A 23,872-nucleotide genomic window follows, 5' to 3' on the forward strand; every position below is an offset into this window, starting at 1 on the left:
CGCGTTATCGTGATGGGAACAGTTGCGATCCTGCTCGCGTCAGCCGCGACCAGCATCCATGCGAGTGAACTTGATGGAGATTGGGCGCGTGGCGATGGCAACGCCAAAGTCCGCATTGCTCCTTGCGGCGAAAATATCTGTGCCACCAACACCTGGATCAAGCCAGGAACGCCTCGTGAAAAAGCGGGCGACCAGCTCATTATGGATATCAAGCCGGATGCCGGAGGCGGATATTCGGGAACTGCCTTCGATCCCCAGCGCGATAAATCCTACCGGCTATCCATCACCATTTCGGGAAGCAGCATGACGACAAAAGGCTGCATTGTCGCAGGACTTCTTTGCAAAGGGATCAATTGGACACGGATCGACTGAACGAAGGAGGACAAGGATGAAAACCGCTCTCGTATCTTACGTCTCGACACTCATCGCCTTTCTGGTGATCGATTTCATCTGGCTTAGTGCCATGGCATCAAGGCTATACCGCCCGGCGATCGGCGACCTTTTGGCTGACACCTTCAGGGTGGGTCCGGCGATCGCATTTTATTTGATCTACGCCGCAGGCCTTGCTTTTCTCGCGGTAAAACCGGCACTGGTTTCAGGGCAGTGGAATACTGCCTTGCTTTACGGCGCCATTGTCGGGTTCATGGCCTATGCCACGTATGATTTGACCAATCAGGCAACGCTGAAAAGCTGGTCAACGACACTCACCATCGCTGATCTGGCATGGGGAACGTTTGTCTCGGCAGCAGCTGCAACGATTTCCTATCTCATCACCATGCGCCTGGCCGCTCCAGATACAACTCAGGCAGGTCTATGATGATAGAGGCGCTCCCGCTTTCATGGCCATTGTCCCCTTTCACACGGAAGGGATGGGAGCTTACTTTTTCCTCAACCTTGCTTTCGCGCCGGAATGAATTCTATAAAGGAAAAACAGCAGGGTATATGCGAATGCAGGGTAATGAGATCGCTACTCTTATCAACCGCGTCGGGATGGGCGATCGCGCAGCATTCGCGTCACTCTATCGAGCCACCAGTCCTCGGCTCTTTGCAATCTGCTTGAAAATCCTGCGCGACAAAACAGATGCTGAAGAGGCTCTTCAGGAGATATATATCAAGGTGTGGCAGCGTGCCAAAACCTTCGCCGTCAGCGCCGGGACAGCGACAACCTGGCTGGCGACAATTGCGCGCAATCACGCGATAGATACGATAAGGGCGCGTAAACCTGAGGCCGACGACATCGATGAGGCTTACGATCTGGCAGACGATAGCATTCGCTCGCCCGAGCAACAGGTTGTTCTTGCGGATGAAGGGCGAAGGATTGACGATTGCATGCGGCAGCTCGACACCGCACATGCGCAAGCCGTACGCCGCGCCTATGTCGAAGGATTGAGTTATCTCGAGCTTGCCGACGAATTAAGGGTCCCGTTGAACACCGTCAGAACATGGCTGAGACGTAGCCTCCTCAAACTGAGGGAGTGCATGCAGCGATGAGCGAGGGATCACACAGCGGCGGTATGGAATCGCGCGACGAAATCCTCGCCGGAGAATACGTTCTTGGGGTCCTGGCGGTTGCGACGCGTCGCGCGCTCGAAGAGCGGATGAAGGAAGACAAGGCGTTTGCGCACCTCGTTGAGCGCTGGCAACAGGAACTCGCTTCTTTCAACGATGAGTATCTGGAACAGATGCCAGACGCCGCGATTTTCGCGCGCATCGAGGCACGCCTCTTTGGCTCGAAAGAAGAGGCCGTCAAGCAAGGTCTATGGAACTCGATCCGGTTCTGGCGCTGGACTGCGCTCGGGACTGGCGCGCTTGCCGTGGTTGCGTTGGCTCTTGCTGTATTGCCTGTCATTCAACCCAAACCGACAGCGCTCGTGGCAGAACTCGCGACGACCGACAGTCAGGTTAATCTCCTTGCCTCTTACGATGCTGAGAGCGGGCGAATGCGCATCGTGCCTGTTGCGGTCGGCAAACCTGACGAGAAGTCGCTGGAACTCTGGCTTGTTCAGAAGAATGGCTCCACTCGCTCGCTTGGTGTGTTTCAGCCCGGCGCGAGTGGTGACCTGATCATCCCGGCTGACATGCGTTCCGACATCGCAGAAGGCACAACTTTTGCAGTGAGTGTGGAGCCGTTCGGCGGTTCGCCAACCGGTCAGGCCACCGGTCCGGTTATTGCTGTGGGTACGGCCCGTCATCTCTAGTGGAGATGATCCAATTATGGTGAGGCAACCTCCTTCGGCAGAATTCACGCCGCAAACAGGTTGGCTGCCATGAAGTCTACGAACGCCCTGACCTTCGGTGACAGATAGCGGCTGGTCGGCCACAACACGCGAAACTGACCAGTTCCTGCCAGATAATCATCGAGCACCGGTACCAGGCTTCCCCCAGCAATTTCGGATGTTACCGCGAAGGGGGGAAGACAGGTAATGCCGAACGAGCGCTGCGCGAGAAAGATCAGCGGCTCAAGTGTGCTGGCAACGGTGCTGACAGGTAAATCGAGTTTGATGTCGCGACCGTTACGAACCAGCGGCCATGGTTCGAGCTTGCCGGAATTGGCGAAACGGTGGTGGAGGCATTGATGCTGAAGGAGATCTTCAGGCAGCTGCGGAGTGCCGTTTTTCGCGAGATAATCAGGCGAAGCGACGATAACATGCCTGAACGTCCCAAGCTTGCGGCTCATCAGTCGGGTATCTTTGACGTCCCCGGTGCGGATTACGGCATCGAAACCTTCTTCGATGACGTCAACAATACGATCCGTGAAATCGAGATCCAGATTGACCTCAGGGTAGATTTTCATGAAATCGGCGATTGTTGGCATCAGCAACATGCCGGCTAAGGGCAGGCTGACACGCAGTTGTCCACGAGGCGTAGCGTGCGACCGTGACAGTCTCGCTTGTACCTCTTCATATTCTGCTTGAATGCGGCGGCACGTATCGAGAAAGAAGCTGCCTTCCTCCGTTAGCGCCATGCTACGGGTAGAGCGATTGAACAGGCGAACACCCAGCTCATCTTCGAGCCTCGCTATTGCCTTGCCCACGGCAGAGCCGGAAATCCCAAGACGATGCCCGGCCGAAACGAAGCTTCCGACCTCTGCAACCTGCACGAAGATACTGAGCGTTCCGAGCTTGTCCACGGCCCCTCCATTGCGGAAATTTTTTCCGTTATATCAAGAATTCAAGCTCATTTATCCGACATCTGCATCGAGATATCCAGATCATGCACGCCAATCAGGGCGGCAAATTTCAGTGGAGATTTCGATGGTAACGACCACATCAGCCGGTTTTGCAATCCAACCCGTACCGACGACTTTCATCGTCAACGTCATCCACGTTCACCCTGAAAAACAGGATGAAGCGTTTGAAATCATTCAAGACGTTGTCCACTACGTTGCTGAACGCAAGGAAGGGTTCTTATGGAGTAGCCTCGCAAAAAGCACCGACGGGCTGACGGTCGTCAATATCGAAGCGATCCAGGGTGCCGACAATGTTGGAGAGTTCTTTTCAGACCCGGTCTTCGTCGAGAAGTTTGCGCGACTGGATACGATCTCAACCAGCGAATTTCACACTTATAAAGTGGATGACCTCGTCCTGCCCAAGCGGACGGCCGGCGAGGACGCAAGATGACTGATCTCGCTTCCCGGCACGACACACGTGGAGATTCGCATAGCACGAAAGATGCCTTTCCTTTGGCGGCGTTGATCGCCCTGGCACTATCGGGGTTCATTACCATCCTGACCGAGGCACTTCCCGCTGGACTTTTACCTCAGATATCCAGCGACCTTTCAGTCTCTCAGGCATCCGTTGGTCAGATGGTCACGGTCTACGCGATCGGTTCACTCGTCGCGGCGATCCCTCTGACCCGTGCGACGCAAAACATGCGTCGACGCCCATTGCTTGCTGTGACCATCGCAGGCTTTGCATTCGCAAACCTCATCACGGCTATCTCAACCTCCTACAGCCTGACTATGGTTGCCCGTTTCCTTGCAGGTATTTCAGCTGGACTGTTGTGGGCACTGCTTGCGGGCTACGCAGCCCGCATGGTTCCGGACGCGCAAAAAGGCCGCGCGATCGCTATCGCCATGGCTGGTACGCCCCTGGCGCTATCGATCGGGGTTCCCGCAGCGACACTTCTGGGAACTGTCGTTGGGTGGCGAACCTGCTTTCTTCTCATGAGCATAACGGCAGTTCTACTCACCCTTTGGATCGCTACTCAGCTCCCCGATTTTCAGGGACAGAATTCCAAAGACAAGCTGTCACTCGGCCAAACAGCACGCATACCGGGTGTCCGCCCGATCCTGTTCGTTACGCTGACATTCGTGCTGGCGCACAACATCCTCTATACTTACATCGTTCCGCTTCTGCGGCCTGCCGGTCTTGAGCACCGGGTCGACGCCGTTTTATTCCTCTTCGGGTGTGTTTCACTCATAGGAATTTGGTTTGTCGGCGTATTCGTTGATCGTTGGCTATGGCTGCTTGCTGTCACGAGTTGCCTCACATTCCTCCTCGCCTCCGCTGGCATGGGAATATGGCCGACGGAACGGACTGGGGTCTACGCTTCAGTCGGTTTATGGGGGCTCGCCTTTGGAGGGGCCGCGACTATTTTCCAAACGGCCATGGCGCGGAGCGCAAGAAAGCAGACGGATGCGGCACAATCGATGCTGGTTACTGTCTGGAACATTGCCATAGCCGGCGGCGGGCTTCTGGGCGGCGGAATTCTCAACCATGTTGGCGTGGAGGGCTATGTCCCTGTTACCCTTGCACTCCTGTTTCTATGCCTCGCCGCGATCGTGGTTCGCCGCAACGCCTTCAGATCGTGACTTTGCAGGCCGCGCACCGCTTGGTAACGCGGCCTGAAATTTTCGATCAAACAACGAAAGTTAAGAGGCAGAGTTTTTCGGCGGCGCGCTGCGTAAATTGTCGAGAAGATAGGCATGGGTGGCAGGATTGGCGACAATCAGGGTGCCGGTCTTTTCGTAAACATCTGCCCCACGTCCCCACCAGTCGGTGACAATGCCTCCTGCCTCCTCGACAAGCAGGATGCCTGCCGCCGTATCGATGAAACCAGTTTCCTCGTAATACCCCGTCAGCCGACCGCATGCGACGTATGCGCAGGAGTTCGCAGCACTCCCTACTACGCGCACCGCACCGATGGGTGCTCGGATTGCGTCAAGACGCTGATAGGCCCCAGCATGCAGCGAGAGATTTGGTGTCGGCAACCCGGTACCAACGCACATCAGGGCGACGTCCTCGCTGGCACTGACCTTGAGCCGCACCCCGTTCAGATAGGCGCCCTCCCCCTTCATTGCCGTGAACATTTCGTCCGCCACCGGATTATAGACCAGACCGCAGATTGTTTCGTTGCCGCGGCGAAGCGAAATCGTAATCGTATAGTGCTGCCCATAGATAAAATTCGTTGTGCCATCGATAGGATCGACCAGCCAGCGATGATCGTTATTCGAGCCGTCGACAGGGGCAAACTCCTCACCCGTCAGTCCCCAGGGGTACTGGCTCAGCAAACGATCGCGGATCAGTGTCTCAGACTGCATATCCGCATCCGAGACAAAATCGCCAGGGCCCTTGATGCCGATTTCAATATCCCGGAAGCGCTTGAAGTGCTCAAGGGTCAATGCACCGGCTTCGCGCGCCGTGGCAACCATGTGGTCGAGGATCGTACTGTAGTTGATTGTCATGGATTGAAGACCTTGGCTAACCCTTGCGGGTCGTCTGTTGTTATTTGGTCGACCTTCAGCCGCAAAAGCCTCTCGATCTGGGGGATTGTCTGAGGTGATACTCGGTTGATCGTCCAGGCATCGACGCGACGTCCCGATGCGTGAACGGGCGCGATGAGGTCTACCCCGGCGTCTTCGGCATGAAGGACGATGCGGTAATCGAGATAGATCATTCGAGCATCTGGTGCCGTGTTCAGCGCTTCCTCTATGAAGCGCATGTAATCACCGTCAGCCTGCAATCGTTGGAGGCTCTCCCCATAACAGGGATCATAACCCGTCGCGATCCCTGGGGCGGCTTCCGCAAGGACTGAGATCGCATCAAAGTCGCCACCAGATAGGATCAAAGACTTCGCTACTGGGAAAGAACACTTTGCGAAATTTGCAATAACCTCTGGATTGAGCGCCTGAAGGTCCTGCTTGAAGTCGAGTTGCAGCAAAGCATCGGGGTGAGCCCCTTGCCTGGAAAGCAAGGTGCACAGGTCTTCGAGGAGCATGACGTTTTCATCGATCGGATGACCATCGTTGTCGCGCAGGAAGAGCCCACGCAGATCGTCGGCAGATTTAGCTTGCACCTTTCCTCGACCCGTCGTTTCCCGCTCTAACGTCAAGTCATGCAGGACCGCAAAGCCCGCACCGCCGTGCACAACAAGATCCACCTCGACACTCGCACCGAGTTGCATTGCCTCGATGATGCGCTTTCCGGTGAACACGGGGTCACTGGCTTTCCGGCGTCCACGATGCCATTTTATCCAGGTTCTATGACCATTACGTTCGATATGGAGAGGCGCGCTCACACTTCGCTCCGATGGATTTGCTGGTTGTTTCGATAGGCCGCAACTGCGCGCGGCAGAAGCTCCACACCTTGCCCGGCCCGGAAAAGATCGGGATGGTCCACCATGGATTTCAGCCTCGTCCCATCGGCAAGATCGATATCGACGAGACCATGCGAACCGTAGTCGGTGACGCGATGGACCTTAGCCTTCGCATGTTGCGAAACCTCGATATCAAGCGCTTCAGGGCGGATCGCAAGTGTGGCCGGACCGTCTCCCACGGGTACCCTGACTGCAAGGTCTGCACGCAGGAAGTGGCCGTCCGCCACATGACCCTCGATCAGGTTCATCGTACCGATGAAACCGGCTACAAACGGCGTCTGTGGATCGCGGTAGACGGTATCTGGCCGGCCAATCTGCTCGGTCTTGCCATTGGCCATAACGACGATCCGGTCCGCCATGGATAGCGCCTCATCCTGACCGTGCGTCACAAAAAGGGTCGTGATGCCGAGACGTTGCTGGATGTCACGAACCTCTTCTCTCAACCGCTCACGCAAGTGCTGGTCAAGACTGGCAAAAGGTTCGTCCAGCAACAGGATCTTTGGCTCGAGGACAAGAGAGCGTGCGAGTGCGACGCGCTGCTGTTGACCGCCAGAAAGCTGGGTGGTCATGCGTTCGCCGTATCCGGCAAGCCCCACCAGCTCAAGGACGGCCTCAACCTTTTCCTTGATTTCGGCATGAGACATCCGCCTCAATTTCAGACCAAAGGCGAGGTTCTTGAAGACGTTCATATGGCTCCACAGCGCATGGCTCTGGAAAACCATCCCGGTGGGCCGGCGCTCTGGCGGAAGGTGGGTAACGTCCTCACCGTCGATGGTGATGCGCCCCCCTGTCGGCTGCTCAAAGCCGCCAACCATACGCAACAGCGTGGATTTTCCCGACCCGGATGGGCCAAGGAGGCAAACCAGTTCACCATCGGCGACATCGAGCGAAAAGCTGTCCACTGCCTTGCTGCCGCCAGAGAAGCTTTTCGTAACCTTGGAGATTTGAAGTAGAGACATGATAATTCCTAACCGCCGAACCCGCGGGCAAATGCACCACCACCGATGATGCGGCGCGCGAAGATGAGGGCGACGAATGATGGGACCCAGAGCAGGACCGAAAGAACGGCGCCATACTGGATGACCATCTGATTGTTGATGTAGCTGATCATCAGCACCGGCATGGTGCGGATAGCTGGAGCACCAATCAGCCAGGCGCCTTCGGTTTCATAAAACGTCCCGACAAAGCTGAGGAGAATAGCGGCAGCAATGGTAGGACCTGCCTGCGGAAGGGTAATCGACCAGAAGACCCGCAACGGGCTGGCGCCAACATCACGCGCAGCCTCTTCCATACGCCGATCAACCGCCTGAAACGCCGCAACCGGTATCCAGATCATGAACATCAGCGTACCGACGAGCTGGATGAGGACCACGCCCCAAAACGTTCCGATCAAATTGAGCTGTAGAAAAATGGCCGCAATCGCGACGAGTAGACCGAATTTCGGGAATGCGTGGCCGGCGAGAAACGAGAAGAACAGGATGTCGCGGCCTGGAAACTGCATGCGTGCAAAGGCGTAGGCAGCAGGAAGGCAGATCAACGCAGACAGAAGCGTTACGACTGTGGACAATTGCAGGCTGAGGGTCAGCGCATTCCAGACATCGGGGCGCCCGAGAGTTTGTCCCCAGAAGCGGAAACCGAATTGCTGCGGAACGATGTTGGGATACCGCCAGACCTCGGTGAAGGCCCAGGTACCAACAACAAGAAGAGGCCCAACGATGACCAGGGTCAAAAGGGTCGCAAATAGAAACCCGGACCAGTCAACATGGCGGCGCGTGGGAGCTAAAGTCGACATCTCATTTCCCCCGATTACGCGCCACGGAGCGTACATAAAAAAGGCCGAACAGGATGCAGAAACCAAAGGCAACAACAGCCTGGGTCATGGCACCTATCGGATCCTGAACATCGCGGAGCGTGCGTTGCATGAAAGGTCCAATCATCTCGGGCGACGCGGGGCCAAGCAGATAGGGCAGCGTGAATGAGGAAAAGATCCCCAGCACCGAAAAGGAAAGAGCGACGAGAATGGAGTTGGAAATTTTCGGCAAGATGATGTGCCAAAAGACGCGCAATGCGTTTGCACCAACATCGCGTGCGGCTTCGATCGACTGATTTGCGACGCTACCCAGACCGGAAAGCAGGATCAGGACAGTCAGTGGAATATTGTCCCAGACAAGACCGATCACCGGCCCCCATGGTGTGAGATAGGGCGTTCGGATCTTGGGTAGTCCAACGGCATTCAAGAGGATGTCGAGCATTCCGTTCGGCCCAAGGACACGGATGAATGCAAACGCCAGAATGATCGATGGAACGAACATAGGCAGAATGGCGAGCGCCTGAACGTAGGCGGGCAAGCGACCGTGCGAAAAGCGCAGATAAAGCGCAATCGGAAGGCAGATCACCAGCAACAGCAGCGCACAGACGAGCGTGGTCCAGAGCGTTACGACGAGATTGTCGAGGCTGTAGCGGTCCGAAAAGAAGAATGCATAGCTTGAAAGGTCAAAGCCTACTCGCCCATCCGCGTTTGTGCGCCAGACTGTGCGACTGATGGCATTGATCGCTGGCCAGATAACAAGCCAGATCACCAGAAAGACGGGTATGGCGACGAGCAGGAGACCAATTGGCCTCCTGCTTGCTGCCGTTTGTTCAAGCGGTGTGTCCGCTTCGTCGAGAGCCTGTGTCACGACTTGCGATCAATGCTCGGAGCAACGTTGCGATACCAGCCGTCATTGATGGCAGCTTCCCACTTGCCGCCCGGGAATGTCGGGATGCTTTGTGGAATGATGTCGGCGAATTTTTCGCGCAGATCAGCCGAGACGTGATCCCAGGAAACGCCAGGAAAACCGCCAAGTTCGGTGAGGATGGCGCTCTGCATCTCTTCCGACAACATGAAGTCGGCAAGCTTGAGCGATGCTTCGTGGTTTTTGCCGTTTGCGATCACGACAGAGCGGGTAAAGCCGCCGCACAGTGCCAGATCCTGCAACTGAACGAGGCCAGTTTCCTTTGGTAGAACACCCTGGTCAATCGCTTGCAGCACCTGGTCAGACCAGACCGGGATCATGGTCACAACGCCCTGAGAAAGCAGTTGCAGGGATTGCGTGTTGCCGGAAGAATAGGCTCCCTTGTCGTAGAGCGACGGAGCGATATCAGCAAGAAGCTTCCATGCCTTGCCCAGAGCTTCATCACCAAATTCCTGAGTGTAGTTGTCGACCTTGAAGTGCTTGGGGTCGAGACCATTGGCCTGGTGAATAGCGCGGCGAACGAAGTTGCCGCCCGAGCCGCCCTTGTCGGGACGATTATAGATGAACTGACCCGGATTTGCCTTGATCCAGGTTACCAGTTGATCCCAGGTTTTGGGTGCGTCCGCGGGTTTAAGTTTCGTCCTGTCATAGGCAAGCAGAACCTGCGAACCGCGATACGGTAGGCTGTATTCGCTCTCGATTGCCAGCGGATTGACCTTCGCGTAATTTTTAAGGCCAGCTTGCTTGAGGTTGGTGTAGACCCCGGCCTTGATTGCGCCAGCCGGAAGAAGGGCATCGGCGGATTCGAAATAATCTGCCTGCGGATCTGCATTGGTCTGCTTCGCAGCAATGGCGCGCTCACCAATTGCAATAACACCGGCACCATCACCGGCATCCACCAGATTGAGCTTGATGCCCGGGTTGGCGGCCTCGAAGGCAGGCTTCACCGTATTGGTCCAGAAATCCAGAATATTGGTGTCCGAACTGGTGTACCAGTCGATCGTACCCTCAGCAGCAAAACCCATCCGTGGCGCAAAAGCGAGGCCCGCAGTTGCGGCAGCTGCGGACATCATAAAAGTACGGCGTTTCATTGTTGTCTCCGATTCAGTCGGCGCGTTGACGTTTCAAGCGCGGACCCGATTAGCTGGAGATCAAAGTCGGCGCTGGCCGCTGGTGCTACACACGTGTGCATGCTTCCCTCGTGCCTAAAGCGCTTCTAAAGCTGCTACGTAACGCTTTAATGACAGCCATCGAATTGATCACGTGTGCAACATCGGTGGACAGGATCCAGAAATCGGCAGGATCGATCTATCGTGTGGATGGTCTTACCGAATTTCGCCATACCGGCATGGGTTCGAACACACGGCGTTCGTCGCTCGCAAGTGCCGATTGGGCAATCAGTGCAACGACGTGCTCGGCCATTTCCGTCAACGGCTGGGAAAAGGTCGTCAACCGATAAGCCCGCCAATCGGATTGAGCGATGTCATCAAATCCGACGACGCAAAGATCGCTGGGAATATCGAGGCCGAATTCATCCCTCGCGCCATCCATGAACCCCAACGCCAACAGATCGGTTACGCAGAACACACCGTCTGGCGCTTCGGACCGACCGAAGACGCGGCGCGCCGCCTCCAGACCGGAAGCGTAGCTCGTCGGTCCGGCTGCTATGACCGAAACCGGAATACCTGCTGCCTCCGCTGCTTCGGTAAAGACATGTTCGCGCTCCAACAGGCTCGCGGTACGGGCCGTTGATGTCACGACACCGAGGCGCCTGCACCCTGCTCGTTTCAACAGGAAAAATGCTTCTCGCCCAGCGAAGCCATTGTCCACACCGAGATTGTGTCCGCCAGACAATGGGTCGTCACGATTGATCAGGACGACTTGTTGTCCGTTTGCCAGGCATGTCTCGATCAATGACGCGGAAGGCGTACCGGAGAGAACCACGGTTGCGTCGGCGCGATAGTTCAAAGTCATCCCCAAGGCCGCCGACACGCTATCGGTATCCGTCTCGGTGTTGATGACCATCGTAATCTTTCCAGCGGCCTGGAGCTTACGCGTGAGTTCATCGATGAGCTTTGCGCGGATCGGCGTCGCGATATCCGCGACCACCAAGCAGACGATATTGCTGCGCTCGCGCAAACCACGTGCGAGATGATTGACGTGGTAGCCGAGAGCCCGTGCTGCTTCGAGAACCTTACGGCGCGTCTCCTCCGATACGCTCGCCCCATCGGTAAATGTCCGGGAAACTGCGGAGCGAGAAACGCCAGCCCGCTCCGCGACCATGCGGGCGCTGATGAAAAGACGACGTTCCTGTTCACGCATGGGAAGTATCACCTGGTTAGCAGTCGTTCACGATAGTGGCGAAGACGCGGGCTTGGTCAAGGGAGGAAAAGCGGCGTTACAACGGGACCCTTGTTTAGCAAACACGGCCATCGTCCGCCTCAAGCGGAAGGCTGGCATTTTGCATCTGGCGCGTGGCGGACCTCTGTATCGTCCCATGCAAGAGAGCGACCATCGGCAGAGCGCACCTCCAGACGCGCAATCTTTTCACCGTCTTGCCTGTCCACCAGATGCGAGCGTTCTTCGTTAGCCGCGAAAAGATGCCCCTCTCCCCACTGACGTAGAGCAACAATCACCGGGAACAACTCCTGCCCTTTTGTTGTAAGAACATACTCGCGGTATGCGGTGCCATCCGAGGCGGGTGCTGTCACGAAAATTCCGCGTTTCACCAGATCCCGCAATCGGCTCGCAAGGACACCCTTGCCGATACCCAATCCTGTCTGGAACTCGCCGAAGCGGCATGCGCCATCAAACGCGTCGCGGATGATCAGCAGCGACCACCAGTCGCCAATCACATCCAGCGCCCTCGCCACTGGGCAGCCGGCATTCCAAAGGCTGACGCGTTTCACCATCTGCGCGGGTCTCCATTTATCCAAACCGGTTCTAACTTGGAACTAGATTTGCCACAACCCAGATGGTCTTGATGAAACGGCAAATGACGACATCAAGGATTGAGACATGGACATTGGTTCCAGCCGCGCTTCTCAGGAAACTGAACTGACTGGCCTTTCGACAAAACAGACAATCATGCTTGCGACTGCAGCAGGCCTGAGTGTTGCCAATATCTATTACGCCCAGCCTTTGCTAGACCTCATGGCCAAGGACCTTGAGATATCGCAGGCCTCGGTCGGCATTATCGTGACACTCACTCAGGTAGGCTATGCACTCGGTCTGATCTTCATAGTACCACTAGGAGACCTGATCGATCGCCACCGCCTGATCGTCACTCAGGGTCTTCTAGCTGCGATCGCACTCGCTACCGTCGCTACAGCAAAAGCACCGATCATCCTTCTCGTCAGCATGATCGCGGTCGGCCTGCTTGCCGTCCTCGTACAGATCCTTGTGGCCTACGCCGCGTCCTTGGCAGCGGCGGCTCAACGCGGCAGGGTCGTTGGCACAGTCACAGGCGGCGTCGTCACAGGCATCCTTGCAGCCCGTTTCGTAGCCGGAGTGGTCGCCGATCTCGGTGGTTGGCGCGCCGTATATCTGACATCTGCCCTGCTGATGGTGTTGATGGTTATTGCCCTGACGTCGAGCCTGCCGCAGCAGTCAGCAAGGCGAAAACCCGAGCTTTATTTCGATGCACTTATTTCGGTTCCGCGGATGTTCTGGAGTGAGCCCGGCCTTTTGTTACGCGGATTGCTGGCTCTCTTGATCTTCGCTTCCTTCAGCACATTCTGGACTGCACTTGTGCTTCCCTTGAGCGCACCACCATTGTCCTACTCCCACAGCAAGATCGGGCTATTCGGCTTGGTTGGTGTCGCTGGCGCCTTTGCCGCAACCTATTCAGGAAGGCTCTCAGACCGTGGCTTTGGAACATGGGTCACTGGGATCTCGCTGGCCCTATTACTGGCATCGTGGGGACTGATTGCCTTTCTTCCCTTTTCTCTGGCCTTGTTGTTAGCTGGTGTCCTTGTTCTGGATCTCGCGATCCAGGCCATCCACGTCACGAACCTCAGCATCATTGCCACTGAGCACCCTGAGATGAGCAGCCGGCTGATCGGCGGTTATATGGTTTTCTACTCCATTGGCAGCGCTACAGGTGCCATCGGCGCGACATATGCATATTCCTTGTCTGGCTGGGTGGGCGTTTGCATTCTTGGAGCAACATTCAGTGCATCAGCGCTAGTCTTATGGCTGGCCCATTTGATGCGGTTCACAACAAACAACCTATGAAAATGCACCAAATGAAAGGAGGTTACTTCAAGACGCTGGGCAGCGCTTGCAACAGAACTCGACATTTAGAAAAATGAAATGCAGCTGTGCTAAAGTGGAAGAATCAGACGGCTGATCAAGAGGCTCAACCTGCCACATGTGCTTTGGCATGCATCGGGTTTCTTGGATCAGGGCCGGATCGTCAGGTAAAGCAGGTAGTGATTCTTTGTTTACGCAGCAACAGTTGACGTCAATTCTGTCATCCTTGCCAGACCCTGCTTTCATCCTTACGCGCAGCGGCCGTTACGCTGCCGTCTTCGGCGGAAAAGACATACGGCATTATCACGACGGCAGCGGCCTTGTCGGGCTGAGCATGTTTGACGTGCTCAAAGAGGAAAAGGCACGCTGGTTTGCGGCCGAGATCGAAAAGGCGCTGCAAACGCGCGCGCTCCATATCGTTGAATATGAGTTGAGTGGAAGCGACGTAAAGGGTGCGGGCGATGGTCCAAGTCACTCGATCTCCTTTGAGGGGCGAGTTCAGTCGCTCAGCTTCCAGGTTGAAGGCGAAGATGCTGTCGTCTGGGTCGCAAGCAACATCACGGACAAAAATGAAGTCCAGAGGAAGCTGCGCCAACTCAGTGAAACGGATGCGCTGACAGGACTGTATAACCGCCGTAAACTGATCGAAACACTCGACGAACGACTGGATGTTTTTGTCCGAGAGCGAACCCAGACGTCCGTGCTGATTTTCGATCTCGACAATTTCAAGCGACTGAATGATGAGATGGGCCATCATGCTGGTGATGCAGCATTGGTCGAAATAGCCCGTCTATGCCGAGAGAACCTGCGTCAAAGTGATGTTGTGGCCCGCTTCGGTGGCGACGAATTTGTTGTCGTGATGCCCGAAACCCGCCGCGACGACGCGGTTGAGATTGCAGAGCATCTCAGAAAACACGTTCCAATCACCCTCAGACAAACCCTCCGTTATGAATCGACAATCAGCGGCGGCATCAGCGAGTTCGGTTCACCGGACCGTTTTTCAAGTGACATCCTGAGACGTGCAGATGAGGGCATGTATCTGGCAAAACGCGCCGGGCGAAACCGGGTGTCGGTTCTCTAAAGCCAATCCGTAGGAAGTCTGGATCGTCCACAGCAGATGACCACAGTTCCCGCCGGTACGGACGCGGTAGCTTCCAAGACCAAAATGGACCAGCGCCGACAGATCGACGCTGGTTCTTGTTCTCAGGTGCCGTCAGACCGCGCGTGCGCGCTTCACTTCAAGCTGCGTCCAATCCGGCAGCCAGTCGCGATGTGCAAGCAGTAGATCGTCAACCATCGACCAGATCTGATCGAGATCAAGTTCCGCAGCCGTATGTGGGTCCATCATAGCCGCATGGAAGATGTGCTCACGGTTCTGCGTCATCAGTGCCCGTACAGTAAGCTCCTGAACATTGATATTGGTCCGCATCAGGGCCGTGAGTTGCGGCGGGAGATCGCCGATGAAGGTCGGCTGGATACCGTTGTGGTCAACGAGGCATGGAACTTCTGCAGCGCAATCGGCCGGCAGGGAAGTGATGCAGCCGTTGTTGCGTTGATTTCCGTAAATCACCGAAGGCTCGCCCGTCCAGACCGAATTGATGATCGATGACGCATATTCCTTGGACTGCTTCACCTCGATCTTCTCGGCCGAGCGGTAGGCTTCTGCCTGCCCTTTCCAGCGCTCGATCTGCTCGATGCAACGCTTTGGATATTCATCGAGCGGGATGCCAAATTTCTCGATCAAGTCCTCACGCCCCTCCTTGATGAAATAGGGCGTGTATTCGGCAAAATGCTCAGAGCTTTCGGTCACGAAGTAACCGAGCCTGGTCAGCATTTCGTAACGCACTTTGTTTGGGCAGCGCGGGTTCCAGCCGGGCTTCGGCGCACGCCCTTCGCGATAGCCACGCACGAGGTCAGGATACAGATTTTTGTAGCTGCCATCAGCCTGACGATGCTCGAACTCAAGGAAAAACGCCATGTGGTTGATGCCGGCCGAGCGGTAGCGGATTTCCTCGTACGGGATGTCTAGGTCATGGGCCAATTCCATTGCGGTACCCTGAACCGAGTGGCACAAGCCGACTTGTCGGATTGTGGGATATTTTTCCGCAATCGCCCAGGTGTTGATAGCCATCGGATTAACATATTGCAGCATGATGGCTTCGGGGCAGACGGCCAGCATATCCTCGCAGATCTTCCAAAGATGCGGCACCGTGCGCAGGCCACGCATGATGCCCCCAACACCCAGCGTGTCGGCGATTGTCTGGCGCAGACCATATTTGCGCGGCACCTCGAAGTCGGTCACAGTGCAAGGCTCGTAGCCACCGATTTGGAACGCGACCACGACGAAATCCGCACCGGCTAATGCCTTTTTCTGGTCCGTATAGGTCTCGGCCTTCGCCTTCACGCCGAGCGTCTGGATGAGCTTGTTGACGACGATTGCGCTTTCCTCGAGACGCTCCTTGTTGATGTCCATCAGGGCGATGGTAGCACCCGAAAGCGCCGGGCGCTGCAGCACATCGCCGACGATGTTTTTCATGAAGACGGTGGAGCCTGCGCCGATAAATGTGATCCTGGGATTTCTTGCCATTTTTTCCTCCGGCAGTGAATTCAAGCGATTTCGAATGCAGCTCTGACGAGCCGCTGGGTGTATTCGGTCCTGGGATGAGAAAGAACGTCCTCGACGGCCCCCTCTTCCACGATGCGCCCGTGCTGCATGACGATAACGCGGTGGCAAAGCGCCCTGACAACCTTCAGGTCATGTGAAATGAACAGGTAACTCAGACCGCGTTCATCCTGCAGTTTGCGCAAGAGATCGATGATCTGTGCCTGAACCGAAAGATCGAGGGCCGATGTTGGCTCATCCAACAGGATGAATTCCGGTTCGAGTGCTACAGCGCGTGCAATGGCAATGCGCTGGCGCTGGCCGCCGGAAAATTCGTGCGGGAAACGCGAGAGGATGTTGCCCGGCATGCCTGCTGCTTCCAATGCGTCGCGGACACGGTCAAGCCTTTCAGCCTTGGTCTTGCCGAGGCCGTTAATGACCAAGCCCTCTTCGATGATTTGGCCGATCGTCATGCGCGGATTAAGCGATGCGAAAGGGTCCTGGAAGACGATCTGCATGCGTGAGCGAAGCGGGCGCATCTCGGCCCTTGAACGGCCATCTATCTTCTGATTGTCGAAAACGATGTCGCCAGCGGCGGGTTCATTCAGCCTGAGCAATGACTGGCCGAAGGTGGTCTTTCCCGACCCGGATTCGCCGACCAGTCCCAATGTTTCATGCCGTTTGAGGGACAAGCCGAGACTGTCCACGGCAATGAGCTCCTTCAGTTCGGGCTTGAACAGGCCGCCGTAGCGCATCATGAATGACACGCGCACACCGCTGGCGGTCAGCAGCACACCGGAATTCTCCGGCAAGGGCTTCGCCTTGCCATGCGGCTCCGATGCAAGGAGCTTTCGCGTATAGGGGTGGTTCGGCGCAGCAAAAAGCTGTTGCGTCGTATTGTGTTCACGCATCTCGCCATGCTGCATGACGTAAACATAATCGGAGAACTGCTTCACGATCGTCAGATCGTGCGTGATGAGCACCACCGCCATGCCCCGCTCCTTTTGAAGCGAGCGGATCAGGTTCAGAATCTGGGCTTGCACCGTCACATCGAGCGCGGTTGTCGGCTCATCGGCAATCAGCACGTCCGGGTCGTTTGCGAGAGCCATCGCAATCATGACACGCTGGCGCTGTCCGCCTGAGAGCTGATGGGGATATTGTTTCAGGCGGGCTTCGGGTTCAGGGATCTGCACCTGCCTCAGAAGGTCTAGCGCTCTCGCTTCCGCCTGCTTTCGGTTCATTTTCGAGTGGACGCGGATCGCTTCAACGATCTGGCTCCCGATTGTGTAGATCGGGTTCAGCGAACTCATTGGCTCCTGAAAGATCATGGAGATACGATTGCCGCGAAGTGCGCGGCGCTGACGTGTCGAAAACTTCAGGATGTCGTCGCCATTGAAGCGGATTGTCGAGGACTTAGAAACGGTCGCCCGTTTGGTCAGCAACCCCATGACGGTGCGTGCGGTGACAGATTTTCCCGATCCGGATTCTCCGACAATCGCGATGGTCTCGCCCGTGTAGAGCTGGAATGAGATATCCTTTACGGCATCGACCGTGCCATGTTCGACCTTGAAGGTCACGGCGATGTTGCGGGCGTCAATAATGGCCTCGTCACTACGGTGTTCGGCATCGTAGCGCTTGGCTGGCGCATAAGCATTCATGTGAGCGACAGTCATGATTTGCTCCTCTCAATAAGGATCGACAGCATCACGCAGGCCGTCGCCCAGCGCGTTGAAGGCAAAGACGGTGACGAGGACAAAACCGACCGGTGCCAGGATCCAGGGATAGGAGCCGATGACCGAATAGGTGGCCGTGTCCTGCAGCATAAGGCCCCAGGAAATCAGCGGCGGTTTGACGGCAAAGCCAAGGAAACCGAGAAAGGATTCCAGGAGCACGACACTTGGAATATGCAAGGTGACGGCAACGATCACATGGCTCATCACGTTCGGAAGGATGTGCTGGAATATGATGCGCCGGTCTGTGGCACCGACCGCCATGGCCGCACGAACGTAATCGATACGGGCCAGCGCAAGTGTCTTTCCGCGCACTTCTCTCGACATCTGGGCCCAGCCGAGCGCGGACATGACGCCGACAACGAAGATCAGAAAAATCGTCGTTGGTGCGGTTACGGGGATGAGCGATGTCAACGCGAGATAAAGCGGCAATTGCGGAAAGGCGAGAACCACTTCCACGAAGCGCTGCACCCACGCGTCCAGCGGACCGCCGAAATAGCCTGAAATCAGCCCAACGCTCGTGCCGATGACGGTTACGATGGCAACGACACTCAAGGCAATGGCAAGAGAAATGCGTGAGCCATAGATCGCCCGTGAGAGGACATCACGCCCGAATTTATCCGTGCCGAGGAAATGCACCGGCTGACCATCCGTCGAGCCGAAGAAGTGGCGGCTTGCAGGGATGAGGCCGAACAGCCTGTATTCCGCTCCCTTAACGAAAAAACCGAGATAACGAGGGTTCTCATAGTCGGGACCGACAATCGGTTGAAAGGTAATCGGATCAAGTTCTTCGGTCTCGGCGGTAGCGTAAACACGCGGCCAGATCCCAAAATTCCCTTCCTTGTCCGTGAACCGGACGACCTGTGGCGGTGAAAAGCTGTCGTGCGTTTCAAGCGGGTTCATGGGAGCAAAAAAGTCAGCGAAGATCGAGACGAGCATCAGCAGCCCAACCAGCACCAGGCCGATCATACCGGTGAAAGATCGTCTCAGCCGCCGCCAGACCAGCGCGACATAGCTTTCGTTGACATGGTGGGGTTCGCGCACTTTCGAGGTCACGTCGACGTCCTGTTTGGTGTCTTCGAATGCCAGCATTGTTACGCCCTCCCGAATTCGCGGACACGCGGATCGAGCATGGCAAGCATCATGTCAGCGATGATGTTGCCGATGATGAGTGTCGCCGCGAGCACCATCATGAAGGTCGCGGTTACGTAGACATCTCCAACCGCCATGGAGCCGACGATCGCCGGACCAACGGTTGGCAATGCAAAGATGATTGCGGTCTCGATTTCGCCACTCAGCATGTAGGGCAGCACGACACCCTGATACATGACCAGCGGATGCACTGCATTGGGGACTGCGTGACGCATGATGACCGCCCCTTCCGACAACCCCTTGGCCCGCGCCGTTTCGACATATTGTGCGTTCAGCGTGTCGAGCAGATTACCGCGCATGACGCGCATATTGTAGGCAAGTCCGCCGAACACCGCGATCGCGACAACTGGCCAGACATGACTGACGAGATCGAGGAATTTCGCCCAGGACCACGGTGCTCCACCGTATTGCGGCGAGAAGAAACTGCCGATTTCAGAGACATCGAAATGGAAAACCATCAGGTAAACCAGGATCAACGCCATCAAGAACCGGGGAATGGTCATCCCAAGAAAGGAAATGGCCGAGAGAAGATTGTCGACCCAGGAATACTGGCGCGTCGCCGCCCATATGCCAAAACCAATACCCAGCAGCGATGCGAGGATATGGCATACGAGTGCCAGCACGATGGTGCGTGGCAGGCGCTCTCCGACCACATCGGCAACGGGCTTGTTGTAATAAAAGCTGTAGCCGAAATCGCCTCTGGTGACGATCCCGCCAATCCAGTTGAAATATTGCACGACAAGCGGCTTATCGAGACCATGCTCGATGCGATACGCCTGGGCTTGAGCCTGCGCCTGTTCGAATGACGCTCCGCCCTGGTTCATCAACTGCGAGCGAATGTAGTCGGCGTAGTCACCAGGCGGCGCCTGGATGATGGCGAATGTCACCACGCTCAGGATCAGCAACACCGGAATGGCGGAACTGATGCGTATCATCAGGAATCTCAGCATCGAACGGTCTTCCTCCGTTTGGGCAAGCCGTGACGGATCACGGTTTGCCGGGTGCCTGCCTCCGGCCGCGCTTCACGCGCGACCGGTCTAGGTTTCTCCGGGAGGAGCTCTTAATTGATCGGGCCGCCTTCACCCGGCTTTCCGGGAAGCTGCTCGGGATAGAGTTCGTATTTGCCCTGCTTGTCAGCGGCCACCCACAGCCGTTCGCGGATGATGGCGTCCTCAGCCCAGTTGAACATGAAGATCGGCGTGCCTTGCGGCACATTGGAGAAGCGCTTGTTGACGATCAGCGCACCCGGATATTCGGTGAGACCGATCGTGTAGAGGTTCTGGGTGTAGACCTTCTGGTACTGCTTCATCAGTTCTGCCCGCTCGGCATTGTCCTGAGAGGAGATAAATTTGCGGACGAGATCAGCCATTTCCTTTTCGAATGGCATCAGGTCCAGTTCCTTGCCTTCGGGTGAGCGGTGGTTCCAGCTTGTGCGCGGACCGACTGGAGCCAGTTGCTCCGTGTTCTGCACGACCGAGGAGAGCTCAGTGGAATTGCGCCGGACCAGCCAGTCGAACTGGCCGCCATAATGGGCGGCATCGCGCTGGTTGGAATCCAGGCTGTTCAGGATGATGCGGAGCCCAAGTTTCGCCATCTGTCCGACCAGGCCTTCTGCAATGCTCTTGTCGGTCGCGTAGCCATTGTTGACGAGAAGAATGATTTCCACATTACGCCCACCAAGCGTTTCCTTGGGGAAATTCAAAATACCATCGCCATCCGTATCTTTCAGACCGATTTCGGCGAGTGCTGCTTTGGAAGCTTCAAGGTCGAAAGGATAATAGACCGTCGAATTGCGGTCGTAGAAACTCGTCCCCGAGGAGATTCCGCCTGGATAGATTGCTGTGAACGGACCTTTCACGAGGGAATCGCCGATTGCCTTGCGATCGATCGCGGACGTGACTGCCTTGCGGAAAACGTCGTTTCGATTGAGCTCGCGGATCGCTTGTCCCCGTTCGTCCGGGTTACCCCAGCCGTTGGCAGAGAAATTCATCTGCAGGTTATAACCGATGAGCCTTGGACCGAAGGCAAGCCGGGCCGGTGCGTTGGGGTCGGCAGCGCGCTTCAACGATGCAACGAAGTTTTCCGGCTGCTCGAGGTTGGAGATGTCACCGGATCCCGCCACTGCCTGAACGTCACGGTCGGCCCAGGTCGAGAGTTTGTAGTGAACCTCGTTGAGATAAGGCAGTTGCTGACCTTTCTCGTCGACCTTCCAGTAATAGGGGTTGCGGCGCAGGACGATGATGTCATCGGGCCGGTATTCGACAGGCACCCAGGCGCCCATCACCGGCATGTTCATATATTCAGGCGGAAAGGCGTTCTTGAACTGGTTGTAGGTGTTGCCGGAATATTTGGGGTGCTGGGGCTTCAGGATATGTGACGGCCCTGGGCAAAAGCTCGGATAGGCCATTGTGTAGAGATATTGCTTCGGGAAGGCGCTCTTGAACGTCCATTCCACGGTATAGTCATCGATTTTCTTGAGCGTCGTTCCCTCGCCGAAGGCTTCCGGCGACGCCCCGCCACCCAGAGGCGAAACATTGGGATCGATCACCGCATCTTCCCAATAGAACATCACGTCATCGGCGTTGAAGGCCTCGCCATCTGACCATTTTGCACCCTTGACCAGATGCATTGTCAGCTTGTGACCGTCCTCGGACCATTCCCAGCTTTTCGCGAGATTGGGGAGCGGCTCTGTGTCCTTGGCATCGACCTGAAAGAGAGGTGCGGTTCGCGTCAGGCATTCGGAAAGCGCAATGTCGATACCGCCCCATCCCTGGCTCTGACCGGCGATATAGTTCCATCCCTCCGGCCGCCCGCCAACAACGTGGCGCATGGTATCGCCATAAACACCCATACCGTCGGGAAGATTACCGGTCTTGTAGACGAGCGGCTCCTCCGGCAGGCGATCCTTGAGCGGCGGAAGCTTGCCGGTCTTTTCGAATTTTTCGGCGACCCAGTCGGGCTGGCTGTAAGATGGCAGCGCCTTGAACTCCAGGATCGAATCCCGCGAAACGTAGTTGATCTTGCCCTCTGCCGGAAATTGCGGCGGCTCTGGCGGCGTTGTCGTCTCGAATGCATTGGCACCGAGCGCAATCATCGAAACGCCCAAGGTCAAGGCAGCGATGGTGGCAGTCTTACGTCGAAGTTGCATCGTCATTCCTCCCAAATGGCAGCGCGTCCCGCGTCTGCCTCTTCTCCACGGCGACGGGTGCGTCGCGAACTCCCTATCGCCACGCACCACGCTTATGCATCTGTTCAGACAGCTTTCTTCAGCGCCGACTTTTCGGCTCTCAACTCCTCAATGGAGCGGACATTGCGGCGGGCCGCACCTGCCCAGTCGCGGGTCTTGACGCTGGATTTGGCAAGACGTTCTTTGGCGGCCGGTACGGCGTGCGCATATTGAGGGAGCCAGCGCGCCTGCGCGACCACCATCTCGTCCACCATCTGCCAGACTTCCTCGGGCGTTGCGACAGCACCGACCAGCGGATCGTGCAGGACGGCGAGCTTCAAAAGATCGATGTCGCCGCCGATTGCCGCATGGACCGACATGCGCTGAACGTTGATGGATGCAAGGCAAGTCGCAGCGCACGCTTCCGGTATCGTAATTCCGGAGACCATATTGATCCCGAAACGGTCGACGAAGCCTGGCGATTCGATAATCGCGTCAGACGGGAGATTGCTGATGACGCCATTGTTCTTGACGTTGAAATGACCCCGGTAGACGCGCCCTGTCTCGAGAGCCTCGAGAATATGGCTTGCATGCTCGTTCGAGCGCTTGGCCGGATCGATCGGCTTTGCTGCCGAGGCAAGAAACTGCGGAAACTCCGTCTCAAACCAGTTTCGGGTTTCCGTCGAGTGGCGCAGATATCCGCCTGTCTCGCCATGTATCCAATCCGACATGTCGATCCAGCGGGCGATTTCATCAGGACGCTTGCGATACCAGGGAAGGTATTCGGAAAGATGGCCGTTGCTTTCGGTCGAATAGACGCCGAAACGCTTCAAGACGTCGATACGCAGCTTTTCCTGCTGCGAGAACACCGGGTGAGCCTCGAAGGCCGCAACGAGCTCATCTTTTTCAATCTTTCGCCCGTTCAGCCTGAGATCGATGAACCACGTCTGATGGTTGATCCCCGAGCAGATGTAATCGAGCTCGGACACGGATTTGGCGCCGAGTATCTCTGCAATCTGTTCAGCACCATGCTGAACGCCATGGCAAAGCCCGACCGTATCGACCTTGCCATATTCAATCGCCGCCCAGGTGTTCATGGCCATGGGGTTAGCGTAATTGAGGAATTTCGCACCGGGGGCAGCAACCTCGCGGATGTCCTTGCAGAAGTCGAGTATGACCGGGATGTTGCGCTGGCCGTAAAGAATCCCTCCGGCGCAGATGGTGTCTCCGACGCACTGGTCGATGCCATATTTCAGTGGAATGCGGATATCGTCTGCATAGGCTTCGAGCCCACCGACACGAACGCAGCTGATGATGTATTTTGCTCCCTCGAGAGCTTTTCTGCGCTCGGTGTGCGCGGTGATCTTCACGGGCAGCGCGTTCGCCTCGACGATCTTGTCGAGAATTGCCTTGATCATGTCGAGATTGTGCTGGCTGACATCGGTCAGCGCGACTTCGATGTCGCGAAACTCTGGAACGCACAACAGGTCCGTGAACAGCTTTTTCGTGAAACCAACGCTGCCGGCACCAATTATAGCGATTTTGAAACTCATAACGTCACCTCTGTTGCAAATCGAACGGGTGAAACGGACCAAAGGGCCTCAAAATAGCGATCGAACACCACAAAGTTCAGAAG

23 protein-coding genes are annotated in these 23,872 nt (G+C 56.4%); 8 read left to right on the forward strand and 15 right to left on the reverse strand.

Going from position 1 to position 23,872, the window contains the following annotated elements; all coding sequences use genetic code 11:
- Positions 1 to 12: 12 nt before the first annotated feature.
- The 4 genes from HWX89_RS23235 (at position 13) to HWX89_RS23250 (ending at position 2,198) form a co-directional block, all read left to right on the forward strand.
- Entirely contained in the window at positions 13 to 372 is a 360-nt protein-coding gene (locus HWX89_RS23235; RefSeq protein ID WP_246705272.1) for a DUF2147 domain-containing protein, read from the forward strand.
- Positions 373 to 388: 16 nt separating this feature from the next.
- On the forward strand, positions 389 to 817 hold the full coding sequence (locus tag HWX89_RS23240) for a DUF2177 family protein (RefSeq protein WP_138792679.1): 429 nt from the start codon (positions 389 to 391) through the stop codon (positions 815 to 817).
- A gap of 131 nt (positions 818 to 948) precedes the next feature.
- Positions 949 to 1,491, forward strand: coding sequence for a sigma-70 family RNA polymerase sigma factor (locus tag HWX89_RS23245; protein WP_138792680.1), 543 nt, complete (start codon positions 949 to 951; stop codon positions 1,489 to 1,491).
- A complete protein-coding gene (locus HWX89_RS23250; RefSeq protein WP_138792681.1) occupies positions 1,488 to 2,198 on the forward strand; it encodes an anti-sigma factor in 711 nt (236 codons plus the stop codon). Before HWX89_RS23245 ends, HWX89_RS23250 begins: the two co-directional genes overlap by 4 nt.
- 44 nt (positions 2,199 to 2,242) lie before the next feature.
- Here HWX89_RS23250 and HWX89_RS23255 read toward each other — a convergent pair whose 3' ends face one another.
- Positions 2,243 to 3,130, reverse strand: coding sequence for a LysR family transcriptional regulator (locus HWX89_RS23255; RefSeq protein WP_138792682.1), 888 nt, complete (start codon positions 3,128 to 3,130; stop codon positions 2,243 to 2,245).
- Between the two features lie 124 nt (positions 3,131 to 3,254).
- Between HWX89_RS23255 and HWX89_RS23260 the strand changes: the two genes are divergently transcribed.
- The gene (locus HWX89_RS23260; protein WP_138792683.1) at positions 3,255 to 3,620 is read left to right on the forward strand and encodes an antibiotic biosynthesis monooxygenase; all 366 of its coding nucleotides are present in this window, start codon (positions 3,255 to 3,257) and stop codon (positions 3,618 to 3,620) included.
- Positions 3,617 to 4,813, forward strand: a complete 1,197-nt coding sequence (locus HWX89_RS23265; RefSeq protein ID WP_138792684.1) for an MFS transporter — start codon at positions 3,617 to 3,619, stop codon at positions 4,811 to 4,813. The genes HWX89_RS23260 and HWX89_RS23265 overlap by 4 nt, the downstream gene beginning before the upstream one ends.
- Positions 4,814 to 4,873: 60 nt before the next feature.
- Here the strand turns inward: HWX89_RS23265 and HWX89_RS23270 are convergent, their stop codons facing one another.
- The 8 genes from HWX89_RS23270 to HWX89_RS23305 form a co-directional block, all read right to left on the reverse strand.
- Complete coding sequence (locus HWX89_RS23270; RefSeq protein ID WP_138792685.1) at positions 4,874 to 5,686, reverse strand: inositol monophosphatase family protein; 813 nt, start codon at positions 5,684 to 5,686, stop codon at positions 4,874 to 4,876.
- The gene (locus HWX89_RS23275; protein WP_138792686.1) at positions 5,683 to 6,519 is read right to left on the reverse strand and encodes a glycerophosphodiester phosphodiesterase; all 837 of its coding nucleotides are present in this window, start codon (positions 6,517 to 6,519) and stop codon (positions 5,683 to 5,685) included. Before HWX89_RS23275 ends, HWX89_RS23270 begins: the two co-directional genes overlap by 4 nt.
- Positions 6,516 to 7,556: an ABC transporter ATP-binding protein gene (locus HWX89_RS23280; RefSeq protein ID WP_138792687.1), complete on the reverse strand. Its 1,041-nt coding sequence runs from the start codon at positions 7,554 to 7,556 to the stop codon at positions 6,516 to 6,518. The genes HWX89_RS23275 and HWX89_RS23280 overlap by 4 nt, the downstream gene beginning before the upstream one ends.
- A gap of 8 nt (positions 7,557 to 7,564) precedes the next feature.
- Positions 7,565 to 8,389 (reverse strand): ABC transporter permease, encoded by an 825-nt coding sequence (locus tag HWX89_RS23285; protein WP_138792688.1) that lies wholly within the window; start codon positions 8,387 to 8,389, stop codon positions 7,565 to 7,567.
- 1 nt (position 8,390) lies between these two features.
- Complete coding sequence (locus HWX89_RS23290) at positions 8,391 to 9,275, reverse strand: ABC transporter permease (protein WP_138792689.1); 885 nt, start codon at positions 9,273 to 9,275, stop codon at positions 8,391 to 8,393.
- A complete protein-coding gene (locus HWX89_RS23295) occupies positions 9,272 to 10,423 on the reverse strand; it encodes an extracellular solute-binding protein (protein ID WP_138792690.1) in 1,152 nt (383 codons plus the stop codon). Before HWX89_RS23295 ends, HWX89_RS23290 begins: the two co-directional genes overlap by 4 nt.
- A 217-nt stretch (positions 10,424 to 10,640) precedes the next feature.
- Positions 10,641 to 11,654: a LacI family DNA-binding transcriptional regulator gene (locus HWX89_RS23300; RefSeq protein WP_138792691.1), complete on the reverse strand. Its 1,014-nt coding sequence runs from the start codon at positions 11,652 to 11,654 to the stop codon at positions 10,641 to 10,643.
- A gap of 119 nt (positions 11,655 to 11,773) precedes the next feature.
- Positions 11,774 to 12,244 carry a winged helix-turn-helix transcriptional regulator gene (locus HWX89_RS23305; RefSeq protein WP_138792692.1) on the reverse strand — a complete coding sequence of 157 codons (471 nt, stop codon included), beginning with the start codon at positions 12,242 to 12,244 and terminating at the stop codon, positions 11,774 to 11,776.
- Positions 12,245 to 12,350: 106 nt separating this feature from the next.
- Between HWX89_RS23305 and HWX89_RS23310 the strand changes: the two genes are divergently transcribed.
- Both HWX89_RS23310 and HWX89_RS23315 read left to right on the forward strand, forming a co-directional pair.
- Positions 12,351 to 13,568: an MFS transporter gene (locus HWX89_RS23310; protein ID WP_138792693.1), complete on the forward strand. Its 1,218-nt coding sequence runs from the start codon at positions 12,351 to 12,353 to the stop codon at positions 13,566 to 13,568.
- Positions 13,569 to 13,791: 223 nt separating this feature from the next.
- Complete coding sequence (locus HWX89_RS23315; protein ID WP_246705264.1) at positions 13,792 to 14,667, forward strand: sensor domain-containing diguanylate cyclase; 876 nt, start codon at positions 13,792 to 13,794, stop codon at positions 14,665 to 14,667.
- A gap of 132 nt (positions 14,668 to 14,799) precedes the next feature.
- On the opposite strand, the gene HWX89_RS23320 is transcribed toward HWX89_RS23315, so the two are convergent.
- The 6 genes from HWX89_RS23320 to HWX89_RS23345 form a co-directional block, all read right to left on the reverse strand.
- Positions 14,800 to 16,173 carry an alpha-glucosidase/alpha-galactosidase gene (locus HWX89_RS23320; protein ID WP_138792695.1) on the reverse strand — a complete coding sequence of 458 codons (1,374 nt, stop codon included), beginning with the start codon at positions 16,171 to 16,173 and terminating at the stop codon, positions 14,800 to 14,802.
- A 20-nt stretch (positions 16,174 to 16,193) separates the two neighbouring features.
- Entirely contained in the window at positions 16,194 to 17,861 is a 1,668-nt protein-coding gene (locus HWX89_RS23325) for an ABC transporter ATP-binding protein (RefSeq protein WP_138792696.1), read from the reverse strand.
- A gap of 12 nt (positions 17,862 to 17,873) precedes the next feature.
- The gene (locus tag HWX89_RS23330; protein ID WP_138792697.1) at positions 17,874 to 19,010 is read right to left on the reverse strand and encodes an ABC transporter permease; all 1,137 of its coding nucleotides are present in this window, start codon (positions 19,008 to 19,010) and stop codon (positions 17,874 to 17,876) included.
- Positions 19,011 to 19,012: 2 nt separating this feature from the next.
- Positions 19,013 to 20,020 carry an ABC transporter permease gene (locus HWX89_RS23335; RefSeq protein ID WP_138792698.1) on the reverse strand — a complete coding sequence of 336 codons (1,008 nt, stop codon included), beginning with the start codon at positions 20,018 to 20,020 and terminating at the stop codon, positions 19,013 to 19,015.
- A gap of 110 nt (positions 20,021 to 20,130) precedes the next feature.
- A complete protein-coding gene (locus HWX89_RS23340) occupies positions 20,131 to 22,218 on the reverse strand; it encodes an ABC transporter substrate-binding protein (protein WP_138792699.1) in 2,088 nt (695 codons plus the stop codon).
- Between the two features lie 104 nt (positions 22,219 to 22,322).
- Entirely contained in the window at positions 22,323 to 23,789 is a 1,467-nt protein-coding gene (locus HWX89_RS23345) for an alpha-glucosidase/alpha-galactosidase (RefSeq protein ID WP_138792700.1), read from the reverse strand.
- Positions 23,790 to 23,872: the final 83 nt, after the last annotated feature.

Source organism: Rhizobium sp. RM (genome assembly GCF_013390595.1).
Classification (GTDB): Bacteria; Pseudomonadota; Alphaproteobacteria; order Rhizobiales; family Rhizobiaceae; genus Agrobacterium.